General features: G+C 60.8%; 28 protein-coding genes and 1 pseudogene. 5 read left to right on the forward strand and 24 right to left on the reverse strand.

Features of this window, described 5'->3' with window-relative positions; translation table 11 throughout:
* Window positions 1–46 precede the first annotated feature (46 nt).
* From rplO to rpsJ, 21 genes are all read right to left on the reverse strand, one after another.
* Window positions 47–502 carry a 50S ribosomal protein L15 gene (rplO, locus tag B1526_RS03215; protein ID WP_095614723.1) on the reverse strand — a complete coding sequence of 152 codons (456 nt, stop codon included), beginning with the start codon at window positions 500–502 and terminating at the stop codon, window positions 47–49.
* Between the two features lie 2 nt (window positions 503–504).
* Complete coding sequence (gene rpmD / locus B1526_RS03220; protein ID WP_024540959.1) at window positions 505–687, reverse strand: 50S ribosomal protein L30; 183 nt, start codon at window positions 685–687, stop codon at window positions 505–507.
* Entirely contained in the window at window positions 687–1406 is a 720-nt protein-coding gene (rpsE, locus tag B1526_RS03225) for a 30S ribosomal protein S5 (RefSeq protein WP_095614635.1), read from the reverse strand. The genes rpmD and rpsE overlap by 1 nt, the downstream gene beginning before the upstream one ends.
* Entirely contained in the window at window positions 1403–1774 is a 372-nt protein-coding gene (gene rplR, locus B1526_RS03230; protein ID WP_095614636.1) for a 50S ribosomal protein L18, read from the reverse strand. Before rplR ends, rpsE begins: the two co-directional genes overlap by 4 nt.
* Window position 1775: 1 nt before the next feature.
* Window positions 1776–2315, reverse strand: coding sequence for a 50S ribosomal protein L6 (rplF, locus tag B1526_RS03235; RefSeq protein ID WP_095614637.1), 540 nt, complete (start codon window positions 2313–2315; stop codon window positions 1776–1778).
* Between the two features lie 17 nt (window positions 2316–2332).
* Window positions 2333–2731 (reverse strand): 30S ribosomal protein S8, encoded by a 399-nt coding sequence (gene rpsH, locus B1526_RS03240; protein ID WP_095614638.1) that lies wholly within the window; start codon window positions 2729–2731, stop codon window positions 2333–2335.
* 85 nt (window positions 2732–2816) lie between these two features.
* Window positions 2817–3002 carry a type Z 30S ribosomal protein S14 gene (locus B1526_RS03245; RefSeq protein ID WP_004268593.1) on the reverse strand — a complete coding sequence of 62 codons (186 nt, stop codon included), beginning with the start codon at window positions 3000–3002 and terminating at the stop codon, window positions 2817–2819.
* Window position 3003: 1 nt separating this feature from the next.
* Window positions 3004–3588 (reverse strand): 50S ribosomal protein L5, encoded by a 585-nt coding sequence (gene rplE / locus B1526_RS03250; RefSeq protein ID WP_095614639.1) that lies wholly within the window; start codon window positions 3586–3588, stop codon window positions 3004–3006.
* Entirely contained in the window at window positions 3585–3920 is a 336-nt protein-coding gene (rplX, locus tag B1526_RS03255) for a 50S ribosomal protein L24 (RefSeq protein ID WP_024540965.1), read from the reverse strand. The genes rplE and rplX overlap by 4 nt, the downstream gene beginning before the upstream one ends.
* Window positions 3921–3922: 2 nt before the next feature.
* Window positions 3923–4291 carry a 50S ribosomal protein L14 gene (gene rplN / locus B1526_RS03260; RefSeq protein WP_095614640.1) on the reverse strand — a complete coding sequence of 123 codons (369 nt, stop codon included), beginning with the start codon at window positions 4289–4291 and terminating at the stop codon, window positions 3923–3925.
* A gap of 93 nt (window positions 4292–4384) precedes the next feature.
* On the reverse strand, window positions 4385–4645 hold the full coding sequence (rpsQ, locus tag B1526_RS03265; RefSeq protein WP_095614641.1) for a 30S ribosomal protein S17: 261 nt from the start codon (window positions 4643–4645) through the stop codon (window positions 4385–4387).
* The gene (rpmC, locus tag B1526_RS03270; RefSeq protein WP_095614642.1) at window positions 4645–4902 is read right to left on the reverse strand and encodes a 50S ribosomal protein L29; all 258 of its coding nucleotides are present in this window, start codon (window positions 4900–4902) and stop codon (window positions 4645–4647) included. Before rpmC ends, rpsQ begins: the two co-directional genes overlap by 1 nt.
* Window positions 4902–5321, reverse strand: coding sequence for a 50S ribosomal protein L16 (gene rplP, locus B1526_RS03275; protein ID WP_004268585.1), 420 nt, complete (start codon window positions 5319–5321; stop codon window positions 4902–4904). The genes rpmC and rplP overlap by 1 nt, the downstream gene beginning before the upstream one ends.
* Before the next feature lie 7 nt (window positions 5322–5328).
* On the reverse strand, window positions 5329–6165 hold the full coding sequence (gene rpsC, locus B1526_RS03280; protein WP_095614643.1) for a 30S ribosomal protein S3: 837 nt from the start codon (window positions 6163–6165) through the stop codon (window positions 5329–5331).
* Window positions 6166–6167: 2 nt separating this feature from the next.
* Window positions 6168–6527, reverse strand: a complete 360-nt coding sequence (rplV, locus tag B1526_RS03285; protein WP_095614644.1) for a 50S ribosomal protein L22 — start codon at window positions 6525–6527, stop codon at window positions 6168–6170.
* Between the two features lie 20 nt (window positions 6528–6547).
* Window positions 6548–6826 (reverse strand): 30S ribosomal protein S19, encoded by a 279-nt coding sequence (gene rpsS / locus B1526_RS03290; RefSeq protein WP_022858217.1) that lies wholly within the window; start codon window positions 6824–6826, stop codon window positions 6548–6550.
* A gap of 15 nt (window positions 6827–6841) precedes the next feature.
* Window positions 6842–7672, reverse strand: a complete 831-nt coding sequence (rplB, locus tag B1526_RS03295; protein ID WP_095614645.1) for a 50S ribosomal protein L2 — start codon at window positions 7670–7672, stop codon at window positions 6842–6844.
* Between the two features lie 36 nt (window positions 7673–7708).
* Window positions 7709–8005: a 50S ribosomal protein L23 gene (gene rplW / locus B1526_RS03300; RefSeq protein WP_095614646.1), complete on the reverse strand. Its 297-nt coding sequence runs from the start codon at window positions 8003–8005 to the stop codon at window positions 7709–7711.
* 5 nt (window positions 8006–8010) lie between these two features.
* The gene (gene rplD / locus B1526_RS03305; protein ID WP_095614647.1) at window positions 8011–8670 is read right to left on the reverse strand and encodes a 50S ribosomal protein L4; all 660 of its coding nucleotides are present in this window, start codon (window positions 8668–8670) and stop codon (window positions 8011–8013) included.
* Window positions 8671–8676: 6 nt separating this feature from the next.
* Complete coding sequence (gene rplC, locus B1526_RS03310) at window positions 8677–9324, reverse strand: 50S ribosomal protein L3 (RefSeq protein WP_095614648.1); 648 nt, start codon at window positions 9322–9324, stop codon at window positions 8677–8679.
* Window positions 9325–9341: 17 nt separating this feature from the next.
* Entirely contained in the window at window positions 9342–9650 is a 309-nt protein-coding gene (gene rpsJ / locus B1526_RS03315; protein WP_004268570.1) for a 30S ribosomal protein S10, read from the reverse strand.
* A 312-nt stretch (window positions 9651–9962) separates the two neighbouring features.
* Between rpsJ and B1526_RS03320 the strand changes: the two genes are divergently transcribed.
* On the forward strand, window positions 9963–10811 hold the full coding sequence (locus tag B1526_RS03320; RefSeq protein WP_095614649.1) for a YwiC-like family protein: 849 nt from the start codon (window positions 9963–9965) through the stop codon (window positions 10809–10811).
* 167 nt (window positions 10812–10978) lie between these two features.
* Here the strand turns inward: B1526_RS03320 and adhE are convergent, their stop codons facing one another.
* The gene (gene adhE / locus B1526_RS03325) at window positions 10979–13708 is read right to left on the reverse strand and encodes a bifunctional acetaldehyde-CoA/alcohol dehydrogenase (RefSeq protein WP_095614724.1); all 2730 of its coding nucleotides are present in this window, start codon (window positions 13706–13708) and stop codon (window positions 10979–10981) included.
* Between the two features lie 492 nt (window positions 13709–14200).
* Between adhE and B1526_RS03330 the strand changes: the two genes are divergently transcribed.
* Complete coding sequence (locus B1526_RS03330) at window positions 14201–15313, forward strand: ROK family transcriptional regulator (protein WP_095614650.1); 1113 nt, start codon at window positions 14201–14203, stop codon at window positions 15311–15313.
* 77 nt (window positions 15314–15390) lie between these two features.
* Window positions 15391–18059 (forward strand): annotated as a pseudogene (glgX, locus tag B1526_RS03335) (glycogen debranching protein GlgX).
* Between the two features lie 10 nt (window positions 18060–18069).
* Here the strand turns inward: glgX and B1526_RS08965 are convergent.
* Both B1526_RS08965 and B1526_RS03340 read right to left on the reverse strand, forming a co-directional pair.
* Window positions 18070–18561, reverse strand: coding sequence for a hypothetical protein (locus B1526_RS08965; protein ID WP_133064567.1), 492 nt, complete (start codon window positions 18559–18561; stop codon window positions 18070–18072).
* A gap of 135 nt (window positions 18562–18696) precedes the next feature.
* Window positions 18697–19806, reverse strand: a complete 1110-nt coding sequence (locus B1526_RS03340) for an amidase domain-containing protein (protein ID WP_157775095.1) — start codon at window positions 19804–19806, stop codon at window positions 18697–18699.
* Between the two features lie 546 nt (window positions 19807–20352).
* On the opposite strand from B1526_RS03340, the gene B1526_RS03345 reads away from it, so the two are divergent.
* Entirely contained in the window at window positions 20353–21027 is a 675-nt protein-coding gene (locus tag B1526_RS03345) for a hypothetical protein (protein WP_051198364.1), read from the forward strand.
* The gene (locus tag B1526_RS03350; protein WP_051198366.1) at window positions 21024–21311 is read left to right on the forward strand and encodes a hypothetical protein; all 288 of its coding nucleotides are present in this window, start codon (window positions 21024–21026) and stop codon (window positions 21309–21311) included. Before B1526_RS03345 ends, B1526_RS03350 begins: the two co-directional genes overlap by 4 nt.
* Window positions 21312–21655: the final 344 nt, after the last annotated feature.

Raw genomic sequence — 21655 nt, forward strand, 5'->3', positions numbered from 1 at the left:
CATGAACCGGAATCAGGCCGGAACGGTTGTGTCCGGCCATCCGGAATCAGTCTTCGCTGATCGAGCCACCGGCGGCTTCGATCTTCGACTTGGCGGAAGCGGAAGCCTTGACACCCTTGATGGTGAAGGCCACCGTCGTCTCGCCCTCGCCGAGGACCTTGACCGGACGGTTGGCGCGGACGGCGCCCTTGGCCACGAGATCGGCCACGGTGACGTCGCCACCCTGCGGGAAGAGTTCCGCGAGGGTGCTGATGTTGACGACCTGGTACTCGGTCTTGAACGGGCTGCGGAAGCCACGGAGCTTCGGCAGGCGCATGTAGAGCGGCAGCTGGCCACCTTCGAAGCCAGGACGAACCTGGTAACGCTTCTTCGTGCCCTTGTCGCCACGGCCCGAGGTCTTGCCCTTCGAGCCTTCGCCACGGCCGACGCGAATGCGGTCCTTCTTGGCGCCCGGTGCCGGACGGAGGTCATGCATCTGCAGAATGTTGTTCTCTTCAGCCATGATCACTCAGCCTCCTCGACCTTGACGAGATGACGCACGACGTTGATGAGGCCGCGCGTCGTCGAATTGTCTTCACGGACGACGCTCTGGCCGATCTTGCGAAGGGCCAGCGTCTGCACGGTCGCGCGCTGCTTCGGGTTCGCACCGCACACGCCATGCACGAGCGTGATCTTGAGATTAGCCATCACTCACCATCCTTTGCAGCGGCCTGGGCTTCTTCGCGGGCCTTGCGGGCTTCCGCGATGCCGGCCGCACGAGAGCGGAGCAGCGCATCCGGCGCGACTTCCTGCACGGACAGTCCACGGCGGGCCGCGATCTCCTCGGGCTCTTCGAGCTGCTTGAGGGCGTCGACGGTCGCACGGACCACGTTGACCGCGGTCGACGAACCCATCGACTTCGTCAGGACGTCGGTGATGCCTGCGCATTCCATGACGGCGCGCACCGCGGAGCCGGCGATAACACCGGTACCGGGGGCCGCCGGGCGAAGCATGACGACGCCGGCGTGGTCACGGCCGGTGACCGGGTGGGTCACGGTGCCGCGGACGCGCGGGACGTTGAACAGATGCTTCTTGGCGTCCAGCTGGCCCTTGGCGATCGCCGCCGGGACCTCACGGGACTTGCCGTAGCCGACGCCGACGGTGCCGTTGCCGTCACCGACGACGACGAGCGCGGCGAAGCTGAACGTACGGCCGCCCTTATGGGTCTTGGACACGCGGTTGATCGTCACGACGCGGTCGAGCATCTCGTCGCCGCGGTTCTCCTCACGGCGGTTGCGGCGCTCGCCACGACGGCCTTCGCCACGCTGTCCGCGACGGCCCTTGCGGTCGTCGTTGTTGGACTCGGCGGTTGCCTGAGTGTTCTGAGTCTCTTCAGCCACTTGGGTTTCCTTTTCGTTGTCGCTCACAGTGCAAGACCTCCCTCGCGGGCGCCATCAGCAACAGCTGCGACGCGACCATGGTACATGTTGCCGCCACGGTCGAAGACGACCGCGGTGATGCCGGCGTCCTGGGCCTTCTTGGCGATCAGGAGACCGACCTGCTTGGCCGCTTCGGTCTTCGTGCCCTTGAAATCGGCGAAATCGCTCATGAGCGTGGATTCGCTGACGATCGTCTTGCCGATCGTGTCGTCGACGATCTGGGCGACCATGTGGCGGTTCGAACGGGTGACCACCAGGCGCGGAAGCTCGGCGGTGCCGTTGATGCGCTTGCGGATACGAGCATGGCGACGCTTCAGCGCGACCTTCTTGCCTTTGCCGTAGATCTTGACGCTCATATCACTTACCAGCCTTTCCAGCCTTGCGACGGATGCGCTCGTCCGAATACTTGATGCCCTTGCCCTTGTAGGGTTCCGGCGCACGAAGCTTGCGGATGTTCGCGGCAACCTGGCCAACGGCCTGCTTGTCGGTGCCCTTGACGATTACCTGATTCGGGTTCGGCAGTTCGAACTCGATGCCTTCCGGCGGCTCGACGGTGATGGTGTGGGAGTAACCGAGCGAGAACTCGATGCCCTTGCCCTTCATCTGAGCGCGGTAACCGGTGCCGACGATGTCGAGGCTCTTCGTGTAGCCGTCGTGCACACCCTTGACCATGGAGGCCATGATCGAGCGGGCGAGGCCGTGCTTCGCACGCGTCGGACGCAGGTCGTCGTTCGCGGTCACGATGAGCTCGTTGCCTTCGACCTTCGCGGTAATGCCTTCAGGAATGGTGTAGGAGTCGGTGCCCTTCGGTCCCTTGACCGAGAACTCCTGACCGTTGATCGTGATTTCATCGCCCGCCGGAATCGAGATCGGGAGCTTACCAATATGTGATGCCATTGTTCAGCTCTCCTTTCTCACCACACGTAGGCGACGATCTCGCCACCGATGCCCCTGTCGAGGCATTCCTTCTGCGTCATCAGTCCCGAGCTCGTCGAGATGATGGCGATGCCGAGGCCACCGAGCGGCATCGGCAGCGCGTCGGACTTCGCGTAGCGGCGAAGGCCCGGCTTCGAGATGCGCTTGATGCCCTGGATGGAACGCTCGCCGTTCGGGCCGTACTTGAGCGTGAGCTCGAGCGTCTGGCCGACGCGTGCTTCCTTCGCGGTGAAGTCCTCGATGTAGCCTTCACGCTTGAGGATCTCGGCGATGTTCTTCTTGAACTTCGAGTACGGCATATCCACGGTCTCGTGCTTTGCCGCGCTCGCATTACGCAGACGCGTAAGCATGTCTGCGATCGGATCTGTCATTGTCATTTGGGCTAACGCCCTTTCTCGCCGTGGTTTCCGCCGCCGTCGGAATCATGGGATCCCTCGGGCCGCGGACCTTCAGCGTCGATATTTACCAACTGGACTTCGTAACGCCTGGCAGCTCGCCACGGTGGGCCTTCTCGCGAAGGCAGATGCGGCACAGGCCGAACTTGCGGTAGACCGAGTGAGGACGGCCGCAGACCATGCAACGGGTGTACGCACGCACCTTGAACTTCGGCTTGCGCAGCGCCTTGACCTTAAGACACGTTTTTGCCATTTCAGTTCTCCTTGAACGGGAAGCCGAGCGCCTTGAGGAGCGCATAGGCCTGTTCGTCGCTCTTCGTGCTCGTCACAACGGTGATGTCCATGCCACGCTGGTGGTCGATCGAATCGGGATCGATCTCATGGAACATCGACTGCTCGGTCAGGCCGAAGTTGTAGTTGCCCTGGCCGTCGAACTGGTGGCCGTTGATGCCGCGGAAATCGCGGATGCGCGGCAGAGCCAGCGTGAGCAGGCGGTCGAGGAACTCCCACATGCGGTCGCCACGCAGCGTGACGTACGCGCCGATGGCCTGACCTTCACGCAGATGGAACTGCGCTACGGACTTCTTGGCCTTCGTGATCTTCGGCTTCTGGCCGGTGATCGCGGTGAGGTCACGCACGGCGCCTTCGATGAGCTTGGAATCGCGCGCGGCGGCACCGACACCCATCGAGACGACGACCTTCTCGATGCGTGGGATCTGCATCGGGTTATCGTGCTTGAATTCCTTCTCGAGTGCAGGGACGATGACGTCCTTGTACTCCTGCTTCAGGCGCGGAGTCTCAGGCGCTTCGACGGTGATCTCTTCAACCACTTCGCTCATGCCAGCTCCTTTCCTGACTTCTTCGCAACGCGGACGCGCACGGTCTTGACCTTGCCGTCACGTGCTTCTTCCTTGACGATGACGCCAACGCGCGTCGGCTGCTTCGTCTCCGGGTCGATGACCATCACGTTCGAGCGATGAATCGGGGCCTCGACCTCGACGATGCCGGCCTGCTGGCCCTGCTGCGTCGCACGGACGTGCTTCTTGACGATCTGCACGCCTTCGACGATCAGACGGTCGTCCTTGAGGACACGCTTGACGGTGCCTTCCTTGCCGCGATCCTTGCCGCGGATGACCTTGACGAGGTCGCCGCTCTTAATCTTGGCTACCATTCTCAGATCACCTCCGAGGCGAGGGACACGATGCGCATGAAGCGCTTGTCGCGCAGTTCACGGCCGACCGGTCCGAAGATACGAGTGCCCTTCGGTTCACGGCCGGAGCCGAGCACGACGGCGGCGTTCTCGTCGAATTTGATGTAGGAGCCGTCTGCACGACGGTGCTCCTTGACGGTACGGACGACGACGGCCTTGACGACGTCGCCCTTCTTGACGGAACCGTTAGGGATTGCATCCTTAACGGAGGCGACGATGACGTCGCCGATTCCAGCATAGCGTCGCTTCGATCCGCCGAGCACTCGGATGCAGAGGAGTTCCTTCGCACCCGTGTTGTCGGCGACATGAAGCCGCGTTTCCTGTTGAATCATTGATTCTCCTTAGCCGAGCTGGTTCTCCCTGATCACCCGGTCCATCCTACAGTCAGGATGGACCGGGTGATGCAGCGAGCCTTGCCGAACTTATTACTTAGCGCGCTCGATGATGCTATCGAGACGCCAACGCTTGGTCTTACTCAGTGGACGAGTCTCCATGATACTCACGAGGTCGCCAACGTGAGCTTCATTGTTTTCGTCATGGGCCTTGACCGTGCGGGTTGAACGGACGACCTTGCCATACAGCGGGTGGGTCGTACGGAGTTCGAGTTCCACGGAAATGGTCTTGTCCATCTTATCGGACACGACGTAACCGCGACGAACCTTGCGGGAGTTACGCTCTTCAGCCATTACTTCTCCTCAGCTTTCGTTTCGGTTGCCTCGGGAGCCTGGCTGATGCCAAGCTCGCGTTCGCGCAGGACGGTGTACATCCTCGCGATGTCGTGCTTGACCGCCTTGAGGCGAGCGGTGTTCTCAAGCTGACCGGTCGCGTGCTGGAAGCGCAGGTTGAACAGCTCTTCCTTGGACTTCTTGAGGAAGCCCTCAATCTCCGCGTTGGTCTTCTCGTTGAGATTCTTAATGGTGTATTCTTCGGATCCGACTGCCATCAGATGTCACCGCCTTCACGAGCAATCACACGGCACTTCATGGGGAGCTTGTCGATCGCGCGGCGCAGGGCCTCACGAGCGACATCCTCGGACACGCCGCCGATCTCGAACATGACGCGTCCGGGGTGGACGTTGGCGATCCAGAATTCCGGGGTGCCCTTACCGGAACCCATTCGGGCGCCGAGCGGGTGCTTGGTGAGCGGACGATCCGGGAAGATCGTGATCCACACCTTGCCGCCACGCTTGATGTAACGGGTCATCGCGATACGGGCCGCCTCGATCTGGCGGTTCGTGACGTAGGCCGGAGCCAGCGCCTGGATGGCGAAATCACCGAAGTTGATCTCGTTGCCGCCCTTGGACATGCCATGGCGGTCCGGACGGTGCTGCTTACGGTATTTGGTCCTCTTTGGGATAAGCATCTTCAGCTCACTCCTTAGTTTCCGATGCCGGTGCAGCGGTGGCGTCCTGGGAGACCGGGGCCTCGATCGGCTGATCGGCGCCGGTCTTCACCTGGTTCTGCTGGTTGCCACGCTGACCATTGCGCTGACCACGGCGCGGGCGGCGATCGCCGCGGCGGCCGCCACGGTTGTTGCCCTGCTGTGCCTGCTGCTCTTCGAACTCACGCTCAGTCATGTCGCCCTTGTAGATCCACACCTTGACGCCGATGCGGCCATAGGTGGTCTTGGCCTCGAAGAAGCCGTAATCGATGAGGGCGCGGAGCGTCTGGAGCGGCACGCGACCTTCGCGGTAGAACTCCGAACGGCTCATTTCGGCACCGCCGAGACGGCCCGAGAGCTTGATTCGGATACCCTTCGCGCCGGCGCGCATCGCGTCCTGCTGGGCCTTGCGCATCGCGCGGCGGAAGGTCACGCGGTTCGTCAGCTGCTCGGCGATGCCCTGCGCGACGAGCTGGGCGTCGAGGGCCGGGTTCTTCACTTCGAAGATGTTGAGCTGGACCTGCTTGCCGGTGAGCTTCTCGAGCTTCGCGCGGACGCGCTCGGCTTCGGCGCCACGGCGGCCGATCACGATGCCCGGGCGGGCGGTGTGGATGTCCACACGCACGCGGTCACGGGTGCGCTCGATGATGATGCGGGACACGCCTGCACGCTCGAGGTCCTTCGTCATCTCCTTGCGGATGGCGTCGTCTTCGAGCACGAAGTCGCGGTAGCGTTCGCCGGCCTTGTTGGAATCGGAGAACCACTTCGAACGATGGTCCTCAGTAATGCCCAGGCGATAGCCAAAGGGATTAATCTTCTGACCCATCTTTAGCGGGCTCCTTCCTTGGTGGCGACGACGACCGTGATGTGGCTCGTACGCTTGTTGATACGAGCGGCACGGCCCTGTGCACGAGCGCGGAAACGCTTGAGCGTCACGCCCTCATCCACATAGGTCTCCTTGATGTACAGGTCGTTCTCGCGGAACGGCTCGCCGGCCTTGTCGGCCTTCACGCGAGCGTTGGCGATTGCGCTTTCGAGGACCTTGAGCACCGGGGTGCTCGCGTCCTGCGGCGCGAACTTGAGGATGGTGATTGCTTCGGTCGCCTTCTTGCCTCGGATGAGGTTGACCATGCGGCGAGCCTTGCGCGGCGTCACGCGGACGTGACGGGCGATTGCTTTAGCTTCCATGTGTCTTTACTCTCCTACTTTCAGCGGCGCGACTTCTTGTCGTCCTTGACGTGGCCCTTGAAGGTGCGCGTCGGGGCGAACTCACCGAGCTTGTGACCGACCATCGCTTCGGTGACGAACACCGGGACGTGCTTGCGGCCATCGTGAACTGCGAAGGTGTGTCCGATGAAATCAGGGGTGATCATCGAACGGCGCGACCACGTCTTGATGACGTTGTGCGTGCCCTTCTCATTCTGCTCGTCGACTTTCTTCTGCAGGTGGGCGTCGACGAAGGGGCCCTTCTTGATGCTACGAGTCATCTGTTCGACACTCCCTTACTTGCGGTTCTTGCCATTAGGACGACGACGAACGATCATCTTGTTCGAAGCCTTCTTCGGACGGCGAGTACGAACCTCACCCTTGCCCCACGGGGAGACCGGCGGCTTGCCGCCACGGGTGCGGCCACCATGCGGGTGGTCGACCGGGTTCATGGACTCACCACGCGTGATCGGGCGCTTGCCCATCCAACGCGCGCGGCCTGCCTTGCCGAGCTGGATGTTGGCGTGGTCGGAGTTGCCGACCTCACCGATCGTCGCGCGGCAGCGGGCATCCACGTTGCGGATTTCGCCCGACGGCATACGCAGCTGGGCATAGGCGCCATCCTTCGCGACAAGCTGGACGGCGGCACCGGCGGAACGGGCGATCTTCGCGCCGCCGAGCGGGCGGAGTTCGATCGCGTGCACGATGGTACCGGTCGGGATGTTGCGCAGCGGGAGGTTGTTGCCCGGCTTGATGTCGGCCTTCGCACCGGTCTCGATGCGATCGCCCTGCTTGACGCCCTCCGGGGCGATGATGTAGCGCTTCTCGCCGTCGGCGTAGTGCAGCAGCGCGATGCGGGCGGAACGGTTCGGATCGTATTCGATCTCGGCGACCGTCGCCGGCACGCCGTCCTTGTCCCAACGCTTGAAGTCGATGAGACGGTACTGGCGCTTGTGGCCGCCGCCACGATGGCGGGAGGTCATGCGGCCGTACGAGTTGCGGCCGCCAGTTTTGCTGTTCTTGCGTACGAGCGACTTCTCAGGCGTGCGGCGCGTGAGGTCGGAGAAATCCGACACGGACGCGTTGCGACGGCCAGGAGTGGTCGGCTTATAAACGCGGATAGCCATAATCTAGTTCTTCCTTTAACTTTTGTCGGCTAACCTTCAGTTACCGAAGATGTCGATCGACTGGCCCTCGGCGACGGTCACGATCGCGCGCTTCTCATTGGCGCGGCGGCCGTAGCCGGTGCGGGTGCGCGTGCGCTTGCCTGCACGGTTGAGGGTGTTGACGTTCGTCACCTTGACTTTGAAGATCTCCTCGATGGCCTGCTTGATCTGCACCTTGTTCGCGTCCGGGGCGACCACGAAGGTGTACTGACCCATATCGGACAGGGCGTAGCTCTTCTCAGAGACGACGGGCTTGAGGATGATGTCGTGGGCTGGCTTGTGAACTGCGACCATGAAAATCAGGCCTCCTTTTCTGCCGGCTTCTTCGCCTCGAGGAACGCGTCGTAGCCTTCCTTCGAGAACACCACGTACTGGGCCGTGACGACGTCGTACGTGTTGAGCTGATCGGCGAAGATCGGGTGAACAGTAGGAATATTGCGCACGGAGAGCCACTCGTTGATGTTGTCACGAGAAAGCACCACGGTCGTGAAGTTGTCGGCGACGATCGGCGTGAGTGCGGCAAGCGCGGCCTTCGTCGACGGCTCGGTGATGCCGAAGTCGACGACGGCGACGCGACCGTTGTTCGCACGGTCGGACAGCACGTACTTGAGTGCGGCCGCCTTCATCTTCTTCGGGGTGCGCTGGCTGTAGTCACGCGGAACCGGTCCGTGGACGACGCCGCCGTGGTACCACTGCGGAGCGCGGATCGAACCCTGGCGGGCGCGGCCGGTGCCCTTCTGCTTCCACGGCTTGCGGCCGCCACCGGACACCTTCGCGCGGTTCTTGACCGCGTGCGTGCCCTGACGCGCGGCGGCGAGCTGCGCGACGACGACCTGGTGGATGAGCGGGACGTGCTGCTCGACCTCTTCGGCGGTGAAGCCGAAGAAATCAGCGGGCGCGTCGACCGAGCCAGCTGCCTGGCCCTTGTTGTCGGTGACGTTCAGAGTAACGTTTGCCATGATCTATCAGGCTCCCTTCACTGCAGAACGGACGAGCACGATGCCACCCTTCGGGCCCGGGATGGCGCCCTTGATGGCGATGACGCCGTTCTCAACGTCCGAGGAGACCACGGTGAGGTTGAGGACGGTGTTCGTGGCGTGGCCCATGCGGCCAGCCATGCGCTTGCCCTTGAGAATACGGCTCGGAGTCGCGCATGCGCCGACCGAACCCGGACGGCGTTCGTTCTTGTGGGAACCGTGCGTACGGCGGTAGGACTTGAAGCCCCAGCGCTTGATCGTGCCGGCGAAGCCCTTGCCCTTCGTCGTGCCGGTCACGTCGACCTGCGCGCCTTCCGGGAAGAGTTCGGCGGTGAGTTCCTGACCCGGCTGGAAGTCCTCGACGTTGTCGGTGCGGACCTCAGCGAGGTGACGGCGCGGCGTGACGCCGGCCTTCGCGAAGTGGCCGGCGAGCGGCTTCGTGACCTTGCGCGGGTCGATCTGGCCATAGCCGAGCTGGACGGCCTTGTAGCCGTCGGTCTCTTCGTTCTTGACTGCGGTCACGACGTTCGTGGAGACGTCCACGAGCGTGACGGGGACGAAGAATCCGTTTTCGTCCCAAACCTGCGACATACCGAGCTTCTTGCCCAGCAGCGCGGTGCGATTGTTGTTCGACATAGCGGTCCCTCCTCCCTTTACAGCTTGATCTCGATGTTGACGTCCGCAGGCAGATCAATATGCATGAGGGAGTCCACAGCCTTCGGGGTGGGATCCACAATATCGATGAGACGCTTGTGAGTGCGCATCTCGAAATGCTCGCGGGAATCCTTGTACTTATGCGGAGAACGGATGACGCAGTACACGTTCTTCTCCGTCGGGAGCGGAACCGGGCCAACCACAGTTGCACCCGCGTTCGTCACCGTTTCGACGATTTTCTTCGCCGATTGGTCGATGACCTCATGGTCATAGGACTTAAGCCTGATGCGGATTTTCTGTCCCGCCATTGCCTTCCGCCCTTTCTAGCGATTCGTTGATTGTTGACACTAACCTGCTCGGGGCACCGGCGGGGAGCACCCAGAAGACGCACGTCTCCCGGCTGATCCACATCAGTGCGCGGCCACATGGCCCGTCCCATAAGGGATGGCCTGCGCCACGCTCGCTTTTTTGATTCCAATTTTGCGAGCCCTTTTCAGGCAACTGTTATATTCAAGCACCACCCCCCTACATGATTCAATCCGGGCGTGTCGTTTCTTCGACGCTGAATTTTCACCCGTTCCTCTGGCGCGCCGACGCGCTCTTCCCTACGCTTGGTGACCATGCCGACACAAGATACACGCACCGCAACGCCGACGCGCGCGCACAGGACACGTTCGGCCCGCGATTGGGTCTCGACCGAGCCGGGCGCATGGGCGATCGTCCTGTTCCCGTCACTCGCCGCATGGGTCGCGAGCGGTCCCACATGGACGTCGACGTGGCTCGTCGCACTGTGGGCCCTGTGTTATTGTGTGCAGTTCACGGCGGCACGGCTGTGCAAATCGCATATGCGCGCACGGTATGCCCTCCCGACGCTCGTCTACGCCGCCGCGCTCGCCGCGGCCGGTGTCCCCTTCGTCATCCTCCATCCTGGAATCCTGATATGGGCACCGCTCTACGTCGTCCTATGCGCACTGTCGCTGCTGTCATCATGGCTGCGCCGTGAGCGCAGTCTATGGGCGAACCTGTGCGCGGTGCTCGCGGCGTCGACGATGGCAATCGTCATTGTCCCCTTCGGTTCGAAATACGCGGCGACGTCGGCATCGGCGACCGACCACTTCCCCACCCACTTCCCCAATGCGCACGATGCGGCGATGTTCACCGGACTCGGCATCGAAATCGCGGCCGGCTTCGCGCTCGCGTTGTTCGGGTCGGTCCTCTTCGTCAAGACGATGATCCGTGAACGCGGCAGCCGCGTCTATCTGCACGCGAGCTGGACGTACCATGCGCTCCTCGTCGCGGTTGGTTACCTCGACGACTGGGCGTACATGGTGCTCGCGCTGCTGCTGCTCGCGCGCGCGGTCGCGCTGCCGCTCATCGCACGACGCAGGAAGGTCCCCGCGAAAGTCGTCGGCATCACGGAGACGATCGCGAGCCTCCTCATGCTCATCCTGATCCCCGTAGGCGCCTGAGCATACCCGTCCCATACCCGCGCACACCACATTCCGCACAACGGTGCGCTGAGCGGACCGTCAGCATACCGGGGTGGGTATTCATATGGAATATATACGACGACGGGCGTGGCCGGGCTTTGCTGCCCGGCCACACCCGTCGTCAGTATGCATATGGAACAGGGACGTCAGATGCGCTGCGACGCTTCCTCGGTCGCGTCGACGCCTTCACGTTCGACGCGGATCTTGTGTCCTTCTTCCTGGGAGACGCCGTAGTACGCGGCGATCGCGATGTCCATCATGTCCTGGATCTGCGGGATGCGCGGGTTCGCGGGGGCGCACTGGTCCTCGTACGCGCGCATGCCGATCTGTTCGAGGATCGACCAGAAGTAGTCTTCGTCGACACCGCAGTCCTGGAAGCTCTTGTTCATGCCGAGCTTGTTGTCGCGGTAGTCCTCGACGGCCTTCGCGAGGTTCTCGACGCCTTCCGCAGCGGTCTTGCCCGGGTCGATGCCGAGGTTCTTCGCGATCTCCTGATAGCGTTCGGGGGCGATGTACTTGTTGTACTTCGGCCACGACGTCGGCTCCTGGGGGACCTGTCCGTTGTAGCGGATGACGTACGGCAGCAGGATCGAGTTCGTGCGTCCGTGCGCGATGTGGCACAGCGCGCCAATCGTGTGCGCCATCGCGTGGCACATGCCGAGGAACGCGGAGCCGAACGCCATGCCGGCCATCGTCGCGGCGTTGTGCATCTTCTCCTGTGCCTTCGTCTTCGCGACGCCCGGTTCGCTGTTGACGGACTCGGCGAGGTTGTCCCAGATGAGCTTGGCCGCGTGGAGCGCCATGCCGTCGGTGAAGTCGTTCGCGTAGACGGAGACGTACGCCTCCATCGAGTGCGTGAGCGCGTCGAAGCCGGCGTCCGAGGCGAGGCGGCGCGGCTGCGTGCGTGCGAGCACCGGGTCGACGATCGCGACGGACGGCGTGAGCGCGTAGTCGGTGATCGGGTACTTGTAGCCGGTCTTGTGGTCGGTGATGACGGCGAACGGCGTGACTTCGGAGCCGGTGCCCGACGACGTCGGGATGCACACGAGCTTCGCCTTCTTGCCGAGCGGCGGGATCTTGAACGCGCGCTTGCGGATGTCGAAGAACTTCTCGCGCACGTCGGAGAACGCGATTTCCGGGTGCTCGTAGAGGAGCCACATGATCTTCGCCGCGTCCATCGGCGAGCCGCCGCCGACCGCGATGATCGTGTCCGGTTCGAATTCGTCGCGCATCATCGCGGCGCCGCGCTCGACGGTCTCGACGCTCGGCTCCGGCTCGACGTAGTCGACGATGCGGAACGTCACGCGGTTCGAACGCGCGCGCAGCTGGTCGATGACCTTGTCGACGATGCCGAGCTGTTCCATGACCTTGTCGCACACGATGACGGCGCGCTCGATGCCGTACATGTCACGCAGGTACTTGATCGCGTTCGGCTCGAAGTAGGTCTTTGCCGGGATCTTGAACCACTGCATGTTGTTGTTCCTCCGAGCGATGCGCTTGATGTTGAGCAGATTGATGGCCTGGACGTTGCCGGAAACCGAGTTGCCCCCGTAGGAGCCGCATCCGAGCGTGAGCGACGGCGCGATCGAGTTGTAGATGTCGCCAATGCCGCCGAGCGAGCTCGGCTGGTTCCAGATGATGCGGCATGCGTGCATGCGCAGGCCGTATTCACGCACAAGGTCGTCGTTGTTCGTGTGGATCGCCGCCGTGTGGCCGGCGCCGTGCTTGAGCATCTCCTCGCACATCTCGAAGCCCTGTTCTTTGTCCTCGAACTTGAGCACGGCGTGCACGGGGGCGAGCTTCTCCATCGTGAGCGGTTCGTTCTCGCCGACTTCGGCGCATTCGGCCGCGATGATCGTCGCGTCCTCGGGGATCTCGAATCCCGCTTCGTGCGCGATGTACTGCGGCGACTTGCCCGGGACGACCGAGTTGAGCTTCGGCGTCTGCCCCGAGTACGCGGTGCAGCCGAACATGTACTGTTCGAGCTTCGCCTTCTCCTCGTCGTTGACGAAGTACGCCTTGCGGCGCTTGAGTTCCTTGACGAGCGGATCGTAGATGTCCTTGTGCGCGATGATCGCCTGCTCGGTCGCGCAGATCATGCCGTAGTCGAAGTGCTTGGACAGGATCAGGTCGTTCGCGACGCGCTGGACGTCGACGTTGGCGTCGACGTAGGCCGGGGCGTTGCCGGCGCCGACGCCGAGCGCCGGCTTGCCGGAGGAGTACGCGGCCTTGACCATGCCCGGGCCGCCGGTCGCGAGGATCGTCGCGATGCCGGGGTGCTTCATGAGCGCGCCGGTCGCCTCGATCGACGGATGCTCGATCCACTGGATGCAGTTCTCGGGGGCGCCCGCCTCGATCGCCGCGTCGCGCACGATGCGCGCCGCCTCGACGGAGCTCTTCTGCGCGCCCGGATGGAAGCCGAACACGATCGGGCAACGCGTCTTGAGCGAGATGAGCGACTTGAAGATCGCCGTCGACGTCGGGTTCGTGACCGGGGTCACGCCCGCGACGACGCCGACGGGTTCGGCGACTTCGTCGATGCCGAGGACGTCGTCCTCACGGATGATGCCGACCGTCTTCTGCCCGGCCATGTAGTTCGTGACATGCTCGCACGCGAAGATGTTCTTCGTCGCCTTGTCCTCGACGAGACCGCGTCCCGTTTCATCGACCGCCATCTTGGCGAGCACGAGGTGCTTGTTGAGCGCGGAGACGGACGCCTTCGCGACGATGCGGTCGACCGTCTCCTGGTCAAGCTTCTCGAATTCGTCGAGCGCCTGCTTCGCTTTCGTGACGAGCGCGTCGACTTCGGCCTGTGCGGCCGCTTCCTTGTCCACAACAGGCGTCGCGGCCGGTGCGTGCTTCTCGGCTTCCTTCACGTCCTGTGCAGGGGCCTTCTGCGCATCGTCCTTGCGTGCTTCTGCCATGCGATCCTCCTAATAGAATCTGCTTTCGTGCGTTGGTCCCAACGCGTTCCTTCCCGCGTTGCGCGGGCGTCGCCGCCACCGCAACGTGGTGCTGTACCCAATGTATCGAATGGCGCGCGACTTTGCCCCCGTGTGCCGTGTCGCCATTTCTTTGTTCTGTTCTGTGCCTTATTTGTTCGTTTCATTGTCGATATTGACATCATTCGCGTTGATTTCCGCTCAAATGACACATTTTGTTCGATTTTCCCCGCGCGCGAACAACACCGAAGACAGCCGTCGACGCCAACTTTTACAAAATCTCTTTACACATGTCATCCGTTTCGAAAATCTTCTGTAAAATGTTTTTTTAGAAGTGGTCGTTTTTGTTGACGACATGCCGTTTCCACCCCACCGAAAAACCCATCGTCGAACGACCCATTGTCCTCTGTGAGCGAAGGAGCCCCGATGACCACACTCGACCCCCTCCCGCTGTTGCCCGATGGCGCGCGCGAGATCCTCGCGCTGCTGTACACGCGCGAACCGTGCGCGAAACGCCGCATCGCCGACGAACTCGGCATCAGCGCGCCGACGCTCAACGCCCGTCTGCATGTTCTCGAGGAGGCGGGACTCATCACGGCCTCCGGCTTCGGGCAATCGACGGGCGGCCGCCGTGCGGTCACCTACACGTTCAACAGCCGCCGCCGTTGTGCGATCGGTGTCACGATCCGTTCGACCGAAATCGTATGCATCGCGCTCGGCCTTGACGGTGCGACGATCCGCGAACAGCACACGACGATCGCCGCGCACGCCGACGTTTCGTTCTACGGGCGCGCCGCGCACATCATCGACGCATTCGCCGCGCAGCTCGACGCCGACGGGGTGCCGCCGCTCGGCATCGGCCTCGCGGTGCCCGCGCACATCAACGCGGCGAGCAGCCTCGACTACGACGCGATCGCCGCACGCGTCACGCTCCCCGTCACGCCGACCGAACGTTACTGTGCATACGCGCTCGCCGAACTGCGCGTGCGCGCGCATCTGACGGACGCCGTGTGCCTGTTCCTCGGTAACCACATCGGCAGCGCCGTGCTGCAAGGCGGCGAGGCGCATACCGGCGCGCTCGAGCACATGCCGCTCGACCCGTCCGGGCCGGAATGCGAATGCGGCGCGAACGGCTGCCTCAACGTGTACTGTTCGTCCGCGAACCTGACCGAGGAGGGCGAAAGCCTGCCCGGTTTCTTCGGCGTGCTCGAGCAGGGCGAGCTGCACCACCGCGAACGTATGCGCGATTGGCTGTGCTCGATGGCGCATGCGATCGTCAACATCCGTGCCGTGTTCGCGGCCGACATCGTCCTGTGCGGACCGATCGCCGGATTCCTCGACAATACGGAGATCGCGCAGCTCGACCGCCTCGTCGCCGGCCATCCCGCCGCCGCACGACCGACGCCGCCCACGAACGCGCACGCCGCCTCCCCCCGACCGACGATCACGCGCGGCCTATGCGACATGTATCAGGACGCGGACGGCGCCGCGTTCGCAATCGTTCGCGACCATCTGCGCGCGTTGTCACTCATACGTTGACTCCGTTATATGCACCGATATCCACCGTTCATGCAACAACCGTTGTCATCCACAGCGAACCGCATACAATGGTGCCCATGCAGTTACCGGAACTTCATCGTTACGCCACACGCCCAGGCATGTTCTTCACCGACGACGGCGGCGCCGACGTCGTCGCGCGCTCGGAGACCGCGGAACAACTGTGGTTCTGCGTCCTCGAACCGATCGACGAGCCGAGCCGCTTCTACAACGAGGCCGTCCGCATCAACGAGGAGACGTCGATCCCGTTCATCGAACAGGTGCGCCGGTTCCCGATATGCACACGTGTGCTCAAATCGCTCGGCGTGCGCGAGACGTTGTTCCGTATGGACGGCCCACACTACGGCCTGTGGTACCTGCACCTCGACAAAGCATGGGACGGCATGCATTACGGATACCGCGCGGACGGCGCGTGGGACCCGCACCACGGCCTGCGGTTCAACCCGTACAAGTTCCTCCTCGACCCGTACGCGAAAGGCGTCGAAGGCGCGATGACGCTCGACCCTGCCGCGTTCGCCTACGAATGCACGCTCACGGACGGCCTCATCAAAGGCTCCGCGTGGGGGTCGATGAACACGCTCGATTCGCTTGGCAAAGTGCCTATCTCGGTCGCAATCGACGACCGTGACACGACGAAGCACGACGCCGACCCCTCCCATCCGCACGTGCCGTGGAGCCGCACCGTCATCTACGAACTGCACGTCAAAGGGTTCACGGCGAACGCGCCGTGGCTGCCGAAGGAACTGCGCGGCACCTACGCGGGACTCGCGCATCCGACGACACTCGCGTATCTGCAGGGTCTTGGTGTCACATCGATCGAACTGCTGCCGATCATGGCGAAACAGTCGGAGGTGTTCCTGCAGGAGCGCGGACGCACGAATTACTGGGGGTATTCGACGCTCAACTTCTTCTCCCCGGAACCGTCGTACGCGACCGCGGACGCGCAGCGCCGCGGTGCGCGCGCGGTGCGCCACGAGGTCATCGACATGGTGCGCGCATTGCACAGCGCGGGTTTCGAAGTGATCATGGACGTCGTCTTCAACCACACGTGCGAAGGCGGCAACGAAGGTCCCTCCGTCTGTTGGCGCGGCCTCGACAACCTCACGTTCTACCGTCAGCAGCAGCAACATGCGGGCGAACTCGAGGATACGACCGGATGTGGGAACACAATCGATTTCACCAACACCCACAACATCACGTTTGCCGTCGACTCACTCAGTTACTGGGCGAAGCGCATCGGCATCGACGGATTCCGTTTCGACCTTGGCGTAAGCCTTGCGCGGCTCAACGGATCGTTCACCCATACCATCCGTTCCTCTACGCGCTGCGCTCGGAACCGCTGCTCGGCAACCTCAAACTGATCATGGAACCGTGGGACCTCGGGAACCAAGGATGGCGGACCGGGCAGTTCCTCTCCCCGTTCGCCGAGTGGAACGACCGCTTCCGCGACGCGACGCGCAGGTTCTGGGTGTGCGATGTCAGCGACGGCACGCGCGACGGCGTCGGCATGCAGGAGATGGCGACACGTCTGTGTGGTTCGGCGGACCTGTTCGCGACCGATCCCGGACGCGGCGCGACGTCGTCGGTCAATTTCGTGACCGCACACGACGGGTTCACACTCGCCGACCTCACGCAGTACGCGAACAAACACAACGACGCGAACGGCGAACACAACAACGATGGCGCGAACGTCAACTATTGTGCGAACTTCGGCGTCGAAGGACCGACCGACGACGCACACGTGAACCTGTTGCGCGAACGCGCGCGCATGAACATGCTCGGCACGATGATGCTCTCGCTCGGCACCCCGATGATGCTCGCGGGCGACGAATTCAACAATTCGCAGGGCGGCAACAACAACGCGTACTGCCAGGACAACGACATCACGTGGCTCAACTGGGATTGGATCCTACCGAGGACGAAGACGCCCGAATACATGCGGATGGAGTCGATCTCACGGCTCATCGCGGTGCGCAAGTCGCTCGACATCTACAACCATGAGGACTTCTTCACACGTCTCAGCCAGCTTGGGCTCCTCAAGCCGTCGAGCCGCATCCAATGGCTGCTGCCGGACGGCACGACACCGATGGAGCGTGATTGGTTCGACAAGTCGATCCGCGCGTTCACGATGCGTCTGCTGTCGAAGGACGAGCTCGACGTCGCGATCGTCGTGAACGGCGATGACAAGCCGCTGCACTTCCACATGCCCCCGGATGCGCATTGGGACGTGCTGTGGTCGTCGGCGGAGACGACCGGCGAGCGGCCGTGCCCGGGCATGCATGAGGAACGGTTCACAGTCCCGCTCGAGAAGTCGTTCTGGGTCGACCGCGCGATGCGCCGGCAATGCGACGCCGACGAGACCTTCACGCAGATGATGGAGCATGCGCAACGCAACGCCGCCGAGCGGGACGGAGCCACCGTGGTGAGCGGCGCGGCCAGATCGGGTCAATATGTACCGAAATCGGCGCGCATAAGCGCCTCGAACTGGGTGATGCGCGCGACCAGCCGCGGGGACGCAGATCCGACGACGCTCGGACTGCCGAGGATCGGGCACGCGATTCGCAAGAACGTGGCCGATTCGGCGACGCCGTCGTCGCCGATCGGCCACGTCGATGCCGGCCGCCACGGCGCTCAGGCGGACGCCAACGGCGTCGGAACCCACATCTGGACCTTCCCCGCGCTGAGCATCAGCATCCTCATGCAGCAAAACCCTTTCGGCAACGAATAATGGCGATGCTTCACTGAGTGAAAATCTCAGGATACATCGGAACATGGTTCTGGGGGCCATCGACTATGATGCCGAGCGCTTCAGTCGACCATTTGATGGCATCGACTTGTCGTTGCTTGAGTTCTCTGGACATTGTATAGGATCTGATTATCCCAGCGATTTGGTTTCCTATAAAGGGTGATAAGGCTTCAGATTTCTGTTCATCATAGTATTGATCTATATTGAAAGGCTCCGGTGCATCAAGGCGTCTCAGTTTCTCTTGAACTTCTTGCGGCTGTTCGGCAATCAGATCCTTGACATAGTTGACGCAATGACCAACCTGATCCATTTTTTGTGCATCATGAGATAATAGACTATATTCAATGCAGGAAATGCCGAGCAATATAATCCATGCACAACAGTAACCCAATATCACTACAACCATTTTCGAGATCAAGGTGCTTCGAGTTGTGCAAATCCGAGGGGTATCCTCATCTGTCTTCTCTACATGATGCTCGCTCAACACACACTCCTGTTATATAAAAATACGTCAAATGTTTATGTTCATCATGAAGGAGTTTGCAACACACATCAAACACATATACTACTATTTGACATATTAAATATACCGCAACATTACTTCGTTTCTAAATTATTCTTAATATCTCAACTGCAAACCATACCATTTTGCACCAGGAGCATCTTTAAGAGTATTTTGAAAATCCCAATCATGCCTATTCACTGATTTCTGGCAAATAATAGGGTATGCGTCTACCACCCTCCCATTATCATCTCTTATGACTTTACTGCCCACAACAACCATTGCATGATCGATATGCCCGTCATTCTTCCCTTCTTCCTGCCAGTCGGCATATATTAACGAACCTGCACCAAGACGGTGATAGTTGTTCTCCACATCAAAAATATTTGAATAATTCTTCATATAACGATAATTATTATCAGCGGCACCCCACGTAAAGGAAGTGAAATAATTATGAGGCTGCTTCTTAAATCCCCATCGGTCATCACTTTTGTAATTATGTATGTCTATATCGGTTGCAGGTAAGCCTCCTACATGCAAAACTTGAGAGACAAAATACGTGCATTGAGCACCAGTACAAAATGGTCCAGCAGGATCACTTGGATATTCAGGATTCGTACAATTGCTACCATTTTCTGTCCATTTTTCAGCGTACGTCACAGCTGTGAGATAATCAAACCCTGCCTTTGACTCCATTGCCGCAGAAGGTGCCGCGCTCTCCTCAGTCTGTAGGATAAAAGGAGCATTGTGTGAAACCATTTTAATATCTACCTGTGAGTCCGCAGCTCCAATGATTTCATCTGAAATAATCCGATAACCTGTTTGAACATTTACATCTTTTGCGAGTGTGAGCCTGTGCATATCAGTTGCAGAACTATCTAACACATCACGCTCTTCGTCACCAATAGTAATAGTAACGTTTTTGTTTGGCCTTTGATGTAGAATCGTAGTGATGTCAGCCACGACAGAGTACTCGCCATCATGATCTTCGGCTTTTAATATATTTGCCTTAACTTCCGCACTATCAATTGTCATTGTATCAGGTGTCGCAAACTTATTATAACCATTTTCTTCAGCGAGTTTTTGTTGCGTCGAAGACTCTGACCGAAGCCTTGACCGACTAAACGAATAGGTGCTCTGTATCTGACTGGTGTATAGGTTGACGGTTTGTTCTATTTTTTCTTCAGTATCAGCGAAGGCCTCAGCCGGAGTATAGATAGTGAACATAATTACACCTACGGCAAGACAGAATCTGAAAGCCTTTCTACTTGGCATTATACCCCTTCCCTTGTTTTATACGATAGCATGATTATACTATAGGATATATCTACTATAGATTATTCATATTCCATATACTGAGATAAGAACATAACTGTGTCCCTTGAATCAATATATAGCAATATCTTTCATACGATATACTTTTATTAGGGTTATACGCCAAAAGATGTGTCTTTAATCTGAGCTGATGCCTTTTGCCGATTGGCGTGTCGGGGTGTTCATGATGTGTCCGGTCATTATGGCGCCCGGCCGTTTCGTGTGTCCGAAATGATTCCGGAGCTGTTCTCCCGCTTGGTGTCCGCGTCGGTTCATGATCGCGTTGGTCGACTGGTGCCATGCAACGACCGAAATGTTCGTCCCGCGGAAGGACGATGAAGAAGAACGGCAGGACCTCCGGCGGCAAGATCAGGTACCGGTGCGCGGGCTGCGGCGCGAGTACAAGCGCGAACCCGGACAACGAAGGCCAAGGACCCGTGCACCGCGCTGGACCGGCTCATGTCCAAGGACGCACTCGAGACGCATCATCTGCCGGCGCGTACGCCGCAACGCAAGTGCGAGCCGATGTGGAGCCTGATACCGCCCGTACCCAGAGACGGCGTCGTGCATGCCGCGCCGCACCTCGACGGCATCCATCCGGGTCGCGACGCGGTCGCGCCCATCGCCGTCGACGAGACCTCGCACGTGGCGGGACGGCATGTCGCGCGCAGCGAGACGTCCGCCGCATGGAAACGCCTCCTGCCGCGTCCGGCGCCGCCCGACACGGTCGTGTGCGACGGAGGCGGCGGACCGCTCAAGGCACTGCACGAGACATGGCCCGAGACGCCCGTGCAGCGCCGCCTGTTCCACATCTGCATGAACATCACCCGACCGGCCGGCAGGCATCCCCGCTACGAGCCGTCCAAGCAGCTGCGGAATCCGGCGATCGCACCATCGAAGGCGCACGACCGGGAAACGGTCGACGAGTGGGGCAGGAACCGGCCGAGATGGGAGGCCGCATGCAACACGTCCATCGACGAACACCGCCGCAACGCCGACGGGCGCGAACACGACGCACATGAGCGTCTCGCCAAAGCCAGGCGCATGCCGCGCAGGCTCGTCGTCAAGGACCAGATGCTCACCTTCCCAGGATCGGGGACATCCCCACGACCAACAACCGCATCGAAAGCATGAACTCACTGATCCGCGCCATGCCGCGCCGGCACGGAGGCCTGAGTCCGGAACGTCGGATCAGGGCCGTGTGCCGGTGGCGCCACCGGCACACCATCTGCCCCGAAAGCCGCGAATGGCTCGTCAAGCATGCCGTCACCGACGAACAGCTCGACCAGTGGTACGAGAACGCATGGCAGAACGATCCCCGGACCTTGCACGACCAGACCGGCATGCCGCAGCGATACGGCACAGGCATCGAACGGAACGACCTCCACAAGAACACACCGTGGCAGGACAACAACTAATCAAAGAGGACACACATTTTGGCGTTTAACTCTTTTATTATTTATAGACTGAAAGAGTTGATACTCTATATACTCACGATTATTCTCAATACTGTAGCTAAATGATGATGCGCCGGTAAGCTCCATGTGCCATGCTAGAAATCATTACCGCCAGATGTTTCGACGCGTTCCATATAGTTCTCGGTGCACGATTCCGCACTGTTGATTGCATACGCCTGCAGTTGTAGAACTATCCTCCAATGGCGCTGCATGCTCTCTGTGCCACTTGTATTGTAGAGGTTCTCTGACTCGTCCAGCAACAACCACCGCCGCTTCGCAAATCGGTACCCCGCATATACAGCAAG

The sequence above is a fragment of the Bifidobacterium criceti genome, assembly GCF_002286935.1.
Lineage (GTDB): Bacteria > Actinomycetota > Actinomycetes > Actinomycetales > Bifidobacteriaceae > Bifidobacterium > Bifidobacterium criceti.

Bases quoted from the DNA above. Each gene is read 5' to 3' on its own strand.
- rplX (WP_024540965.1), bottom strand. From the start codon at position 3,920: ATGGTAGCCAAGATTAAGAGCGGCGACCTCGTCAAGGTCATCCGCGGC.
- rplW (WP_095614646.1), bottom strand. From the start codon at position 8,005: ATGGTCGCAGTTCACAAGCCAGCCCACGACATCATCCTCAAGCCCGTC.
- B1526_RS03245 (WP_004268593.1), bottom strand. From the start codon at position 3,002: ATGGCAAAAACGTGTCTTAAGGTCAAGGCGCTGCGCAAGCCGAAGTTC.
- rplO (WP_095614723.1), bottom strand. From the start codon at position 502: ATGGCTGAAGAGAACAACATTCTGCAGATGCATGACCTCCGTCCGGCA.
- rplN (WP_095614640.1), bottom strand. From the start codon at position 4,291: ATGATTCAACAGGAAACGCGGCTTCATGTCGCCGACAACACGGGTGCG.
- rpmD (WP_024540959.1), bottom strand. From the start codon at position 687: ATGGCTAATCTCAAGATCACGCTCGTGCATGGCGTGTGCGGTGCGAAC.
- rpmC (WP_095614642.1), bottom strand. From the start codon at position 4,902: ATGGCAGTCGGATCCGAAGAATACACCATTAAGAATCTCAACGAGAAG.
- rpsC (WP_095614643.1), bottom strand. From the start codon at position 6,165: ATGGGTCAGAAGATTAATCCCTTTGGCTATCGCCTGGGCATTACTGAG.
- rpsJ (WP_004268570.1), bottom strand. From the start codon at position 9,650: ATGGCGGGACAGAAAATCCGCATCAGGCTTAAGTCCTATGACCATGAG.
- B1526_RS03330 (WP_095614650.1), top strand. From the start codon at position 14,201: ATGACCACACTCGACCCCCTCCCGCTGTTGCCCGATGGCGCGCGCGAG.
- rpsQ (WP_095614641.1), bottom strand. From the start codon at position 4,645: ATGGCTGAAGAGCGTAACTCCCGCAAGGTTCGTCGCGGTTACGTCGTG.
- rplD (WP_095614647.1), bottom strand. From the start codon at position 8,670: ATGGCAAACGTTACTCTGAACGTCACCGACAACAAGGGCCAGGCAGCT.
- rplE (WP_095614639.1), bottom strand. From the start codon at position 3,588: ATGAGCGAAGTGGTTGAAGAGATCACCGTCGAAGCGCCTGAGACTCCG.
- rpsS (WP_022858217.1), bottom strand. From the start codon at position 6,826: ATGACTCGTAGCATCAAGAAGGGCCCCTTCGTCGACGCCCACCTGCAG.
- rpsH (WP_095614638.1), bottom strand. From the start codon at position 2,731: ATGACAATGACAGATCCGATCGCAGACATGCTTACGCGTCTGCGTAAT.
- rplP (WP_004268585.1), bottom strand. From the start codon at position 5,321: ATGCTTATCCCAAAGAGGACCAAATACCGTAAGCAGCACCGTCCGGAC.
- rplR (WP_095614636.1), bottom strand. From the start codon at position 1,774: ATGAGCGTCAAGATCTACGGCAAAGGCAAGAAGGTCGCGCTGAAGCGT.
- rplF (WP_095614637.1), bottom strand. From the start codon at position 2,315: ATGGCATCACATATTGGTAAGCTCCCGATCTCGATTCCGGCGGGCGAT.
- B1526_RS03320 (WP_095614649.1), top strand. From the start codon at position 9,963: ATGCCGACACAAGATACACGCACCGCAACGCCGACGCGCGCGCACAGG.
- B1526_RS03350 (WP_051198366.1), top strand. From the start codon at position 21,024: ATGAACTCACTGATCCGCGCCATGCCGCGCCGGCACGGAGGCCTGAGT.
- B1526_RS03345 (WP_051198364.1), top strand. From the start codon at position 20,353: ATGTCCAAGGACGCACTCGAGACGCATCATCTGCCGGCGCGTACGCCG.
- rplV (WP_095614644.1), bottom strand. From the start codon at position 6,527: ATGGAAGCTAAAGCAATCGCCCGTCACGTCCGCGTGACGCCGCGCAAG.
- rplC (WP_095614648.1), bottom strand. From the start codon at position 9,324: ATGTCGAACAACAATCGCACCGCGCTGCTGGGCAAGAAGCTCGGTATG.
- B1526_RS03340 (WP_157775095.1), bottom strand. From the start codon at position 19,806: ATGTTCACTATCTATACTCCGGCTGAGGCCTTCGCTGATACTGAAGAA.
- rplB (WP_095614645.1), bottom strand. From the start codon at position 7,672: ATGGCTATCCGCGTTTATAAGCCGACCACTCCTGGCCGTCGCAACGCG.